The organism is Colwellia sp. BRX8-7 (assembly GCF_014077275.1).
GTDB lineage: Bacteria > Pseudomonadota > Gammaproteobacteria > Enterobacterales > Alteromonadaceae > Colwellia_A.
The window spans coordinates 1-3,883 of record NZ_JACGVP010000044.1; the positions used below are offsets into that span (position 1 = coordinate 1).

Consider the following 3,883-nt stretch of genomic DNA (forward strand, 5'->3'; position numbering starts at 1 on the left):
AATAAGTTGGTTAGGCAAGTAGCCATATAACAAGTTACTCAAACGGACGCTAAACAGTTGGCTAGCACTCGTTCCTCGTACATTTTAGCCAACAATTTCGCGCCGCTTAGTAAGGCGTTATGTGTTTTAAAGGTTGGTAGTTTTGGAAATGTTAGTTGCTTTTATAATCGTTCTATTATTTCTATCATTTAAGTTTGGGTATATTGTTTTAGATCGCAAAGTTTTCCGCTTTCAAGTTAGTCATATTTTAAAGCGAGGTCGTATTAATAATATTAGAGAATATAGGGTTATACATAACTATATCGAAATGTTGTTTGAAAATGATCCTGATTCTTTTGAGGTAAATCCATCACTACCATTATTAAATAAAATGATGAACGACTTTGGTGGCACAAACACATAACAAGCCACTCAAGCAGGACAAATAACAGTTGGTTTTGTTCGCTTCGCTCTCTATTATAACCAACTATCATTTGCCTCTTAGTGGGGCGTTATACGCAAATATGAATCAACCCTATAGAGTACGCATCAAATCTAAAGTCAAAGTTCGCTTTGCGTTTGCACTTATTGCTTTAGCTATCGGTTTATATTTTCTTATGGAAGTTGATTTCGGCTTTAAAGAAGATGAAGTTAAATATGGTCAGACTTATCTTCTAGAGTCATTTGAACAAAGATCTAGTGGCTCATATCGAGGAAGCACATCTACTACTTATGGTAAGTTTAAATTACCATCAGGAAAAATAATTAGCTCTAGGATTTATATCATTTCTCATAATGGTTTGTATTGTGTTGCGGAGATCTTAATTAATGGTAAAGTTACTCACTATCAAACGCTTAAATATGAAAATTGCGTATAACAAGCCATTCAAGCAGGACAAATAACAGCTGGCTATTTGCTCCTTCGTCGCTTATTTTAGCCAACTATTATTTGCCTCTTAATGGGGCGTTATATTTTTTCAACACACTGTTTGGTGTGTATCTGCTTTCAAAGGTATAAAATGAATTCTCACCTTACTTTATATTTTTTTCTAATCGTTTTTCAATTCTATTCTCTTTCTATAGCTGCAGCCGAGACTCTATCAACGCTTGTCTTATCTCAAGAGCGCGATTATCATTTCCTTTCTGATCACTTAACAGGATCGTATTCTTTAACTTTGAAAAAGGATAATTCTTATTCAGTTATAAATAGAGAGCATATGGGAGTAAGTCAGTCGGATAGTGGTAAGTGGAAACAGGAGTCATCTGGAGAAGTTGTACTCTATTCAGAAGAAACAGCAGCATATGTTATCTCCGATTCTTTTTATGTTGAAATTTTATTTAGAGACGACATAGCTGAACTATCAAAAATAAAATCTGAAGTGAGACGGTTGTTGGATGAGGATTTAGAAGACTTTCCAATTCCGAAAGAACCTGAATTCAACCCTTTTATTAAATTAAAAAATATAAATGCGGAAGTTTATTTTGATTACAAAAATAAAAATAAATTTATAAGCCGAGTAGATTTAATGAATCTGATCAGTGATATTGAGAATTATCAGAACAATCGAAATTTACAGAATATTAGATTCATTCCTAGAAGTTATAAGAAAAAAGTATTTTTACAACACACTAATAGTGATCTTTATTTCTCTAGTGATATTGACGAAATAATAAAGGAGATAGAAATACAAGATTTTGTACCGTACATTTACTTTCTTAAAGAGGAAGACATATCCGATAAACCTTACCCCTTTAAGTTTTTCTCCGTAATGAATAAAGTTACTAGTCATTTAAAATTAAACTAGTTCTTATAGCATTATAAAAAATATAACAAGCCACTCAAGCAGGACAAATAACAGTTGGCTTTGTTCGCTTCGCTCTCTATTATAGCCAACTATCATTTGCCTCTTAGTGGGGCGTTATACGCTAAGGAGCCAGCATTGAGAATCATATCTATTCTAATAGTTCTACTTATTTCAGGCTGTACTAAGAATTACAATAATGAAGTTTCAACTTATAAAGTAGCTGATAACGGTTATCAAATTAACCTGACTGGAATGCGTGGAAATATGGCTCATGATCCAATTTCATTTGTTTTTAGAGGATCTAGTGAAATATCAGAAACATTAAATGTTCCTAGAATTTCAGGTGTAGTTAAAGGTAATGAAATTCCAACGGAAAAAGGGTATTACAAATATTTAGGTTTTATTCATTTTAGTGAAGGTGCAATGGTTATTGAACTTCAATATGATAACTATGACGATAAAACTACACCTGATAGCATATGGAACGGAAATTATATTTTACAGCCTGAAAAATAGCGTATAACAAGTCATTAAAGCAGGAAAATTTACAGTTGGCTGTTTTCACTGCGTTCAACATTTTAGCCAACTATAAATTTCCTCTTAATGAGGCGTTATATACCTATGAGGTTTTGTGAAATATCTAGCGACAGTTTTTATATCTAGCCTCCTTTTTGGACTTATTGGTCTCATTTATGGTTTAGTGACACAAAACCATTCTTGGATCTTGTTGCCTATGGCTGGTTCTATTTACGGATTCGTATTCGGTTGTGTTTTCAGTTATTTCCTTTTCTTTTTTAAAGAGGGGTTAAGTCTATCATTTGCGCTAATTGTTGGAGTCTTCTCTTCAGCCGTACCATCGACTATTTTGTACTACTTATTATCAATTGAACTTTATTATTTAGTTGCATTTACATTGATTACTGGTAGTGTCTTTGGATTGCTTTTTCCTTATGTTTACAATAGCTTTTGGAAATATAAATAGGTATATAACAAGCCATTCAAGCAGGACTTTTAACAGTTGGTTAGGTTCCGCTTCGCTTCACATTATAACCAACAATTAAAAGCCTCTTAATGGGGCGTTAGGCTTATAAAGAGGTTATATGTTCATTTCAAGGTTTAGTTTATCAATAGCATTTTTATTTTTACTGGTTCCAACATCATTATTAGCTAAAGAAAAGCTAAAAATTGGTGTGACTTGGGATTACACGGCCAGTGGTTTTTTTAGTCCCGAAGTAGTTGAGTTGATTGCTAACAAAGTTATTGTTAATTCTCCTGCTGCTAAAGCGGGATTAGAGGTAGGACACAAGGTTATATCTATTGAGGGTTGCGAAATACCGGGTTGTTCAGCTTCGATCGCAAAAGACTTCTTAAAAATGCCCATTGGGTCTGTATTGCATCTAGTAGTTGAAACGTCTAATGGCAATACAAAAGAAATAAATATCGAGGTAGGTAAAGCCTAACAAGAACTTCAAACGGAACAAAAACAGTTGGTTAGGTTCCGCTTCGCTTCACATTTTAACCAACTATTTTTGTCCGCTTAAGTGGGCGTTATATGTCGCCACTGTTCAAGTAATTATGTTTTGTAACTTGGGCATATAAATTAATGGTTTGTACTTGTTTCCGTTATTTTTTGTGGTAACTTTAGTGGCATAAAATCAGTTTGTATTTTTGGTTACACAGTTTTCGCCTAAATGGATTTAGTGCATATCGCTCAATTACCTTTAGGTTTTATAAAGTTTGTTTAGGTTTTTGCTTAACTGGTTTTTTAGTAAACGGCTCAAATTCACGGTTAGCAGCAAAGTGGCGAAAGGTTTTTTAAATCTACTCATTCCACGCTTTAACCTTTTATTGTTCTTGGTAACTTAAGTGTTTGCCATGTAAGCCACATATAACAAGCTATTCAAGACGGACGCTAAACAGTTGGCTAGCTTCGTTCCTCGCCATTTTAGCCAACAATTTCGCGCCGCTTAATAGGGCGTTAGGTGTAATCGCCACTTCGTTTTATTGTTTAAAGCATTTGCCAATTTAAGTAGGCGTTTGTACTTTCTAAATATGGTTTTGGAGTGTTTCGCCAAGCTCTACGTCATTTACGCCAATAT

Annotated in this window: 5 protein-coding genes; all 5 read left to right on the plus strand. The window is 33.9% G+C overall.

The features are described 5' to 3' along the window. Window positions 1–142 precede the first annotated feature (142 nt). The 5 genes from H4J57_RS19110 (at window position 143) to H4J57_RS19130 (ending at window position 3,244) form a co-directional block, all read left to right on the plus strand. Window positions 143–403 (plus strand): hypothetical protein, encoded by a 261-nt coding sequence (locus H4J57_RS19110; RefSeq protein ID WP_197517670.1) that lies wholly within the window; start codon window positions 143–145, stop codon window positions 401–403. Between the two features lie 100 nt (window positions 404–503). Further along, complete coding sequence (locus H4J57_RS19115) at window positions 504–857, plus strand: hypothetical protein (protein ID WP_182243939.1); 354 nt, start codon at window positions 504–506, stop codon at window positions 855–857. Window positions 858–998: 141 nt separating this feature from the next. Continuing rightward, window positions 999–1,784, plus strand: a complete 786-nt coding sequence (locus tag H4J57_RS19120; protein ID WP_182223033.1) for a hypothetical protein — start codon at window positions 999–1,001, stop codon at window positions 1,782–1,784. Window positions 1,785–1,919: 135 nt separating this feature from the next. Beyond that, window positions 1,920–2,300 carry a hypothetical protein gene (locus tag H4J57_RS19125; protein ID WP_182243940.1) on the plus strand — a complete coding sequence of 127 codons (381 nt, stop codon included), beginning with the start codon at window positions 1,920–1,922 and terminating at the stop codon, window positions 2,298–2,300. Window positions 2,301–2,884: 584 nt separating this feature from the next. Then, the gene (locus H4J57_RS19130; protein ID WP_182176826.1) at window positions 2,885–3,244 is read left to right on the plus strand and encodes a PDZ domain-containing protein; all 360 of its coding nucleotides are present in this window, start codon (window positions 2,885–2,887) and stop codon (window positions 3,242–3,244) included. The last annotated feature ends 639 nt before the right edge of the window (window positions 3,245–3,883 follow it).

Bases quoted from the DNA above. Each gene is read 5' to 3' on its own strand.
- H4J57_RS19115 (WP_182243939.1), top strand. From the start codon at position 504: ATGAATCAACCCTATAGAGTACGCATCAAATCTAAAGTCAAAGTTCGC.
- H4J57_RS19120 (WP_182223033.1), top strand. From the start codon at position 999: ATGAATTCTCACCTTACTTTATATTTTTTTCTAATCGTTTTTCAATTC.
- H4J57_RS19130 (WP_182176826.1), top strand. From the start codon at position 2,885: ATGTTCATTTCAAGGTTTAGTTTATCAATAGCATTTTTATTTTTACTG.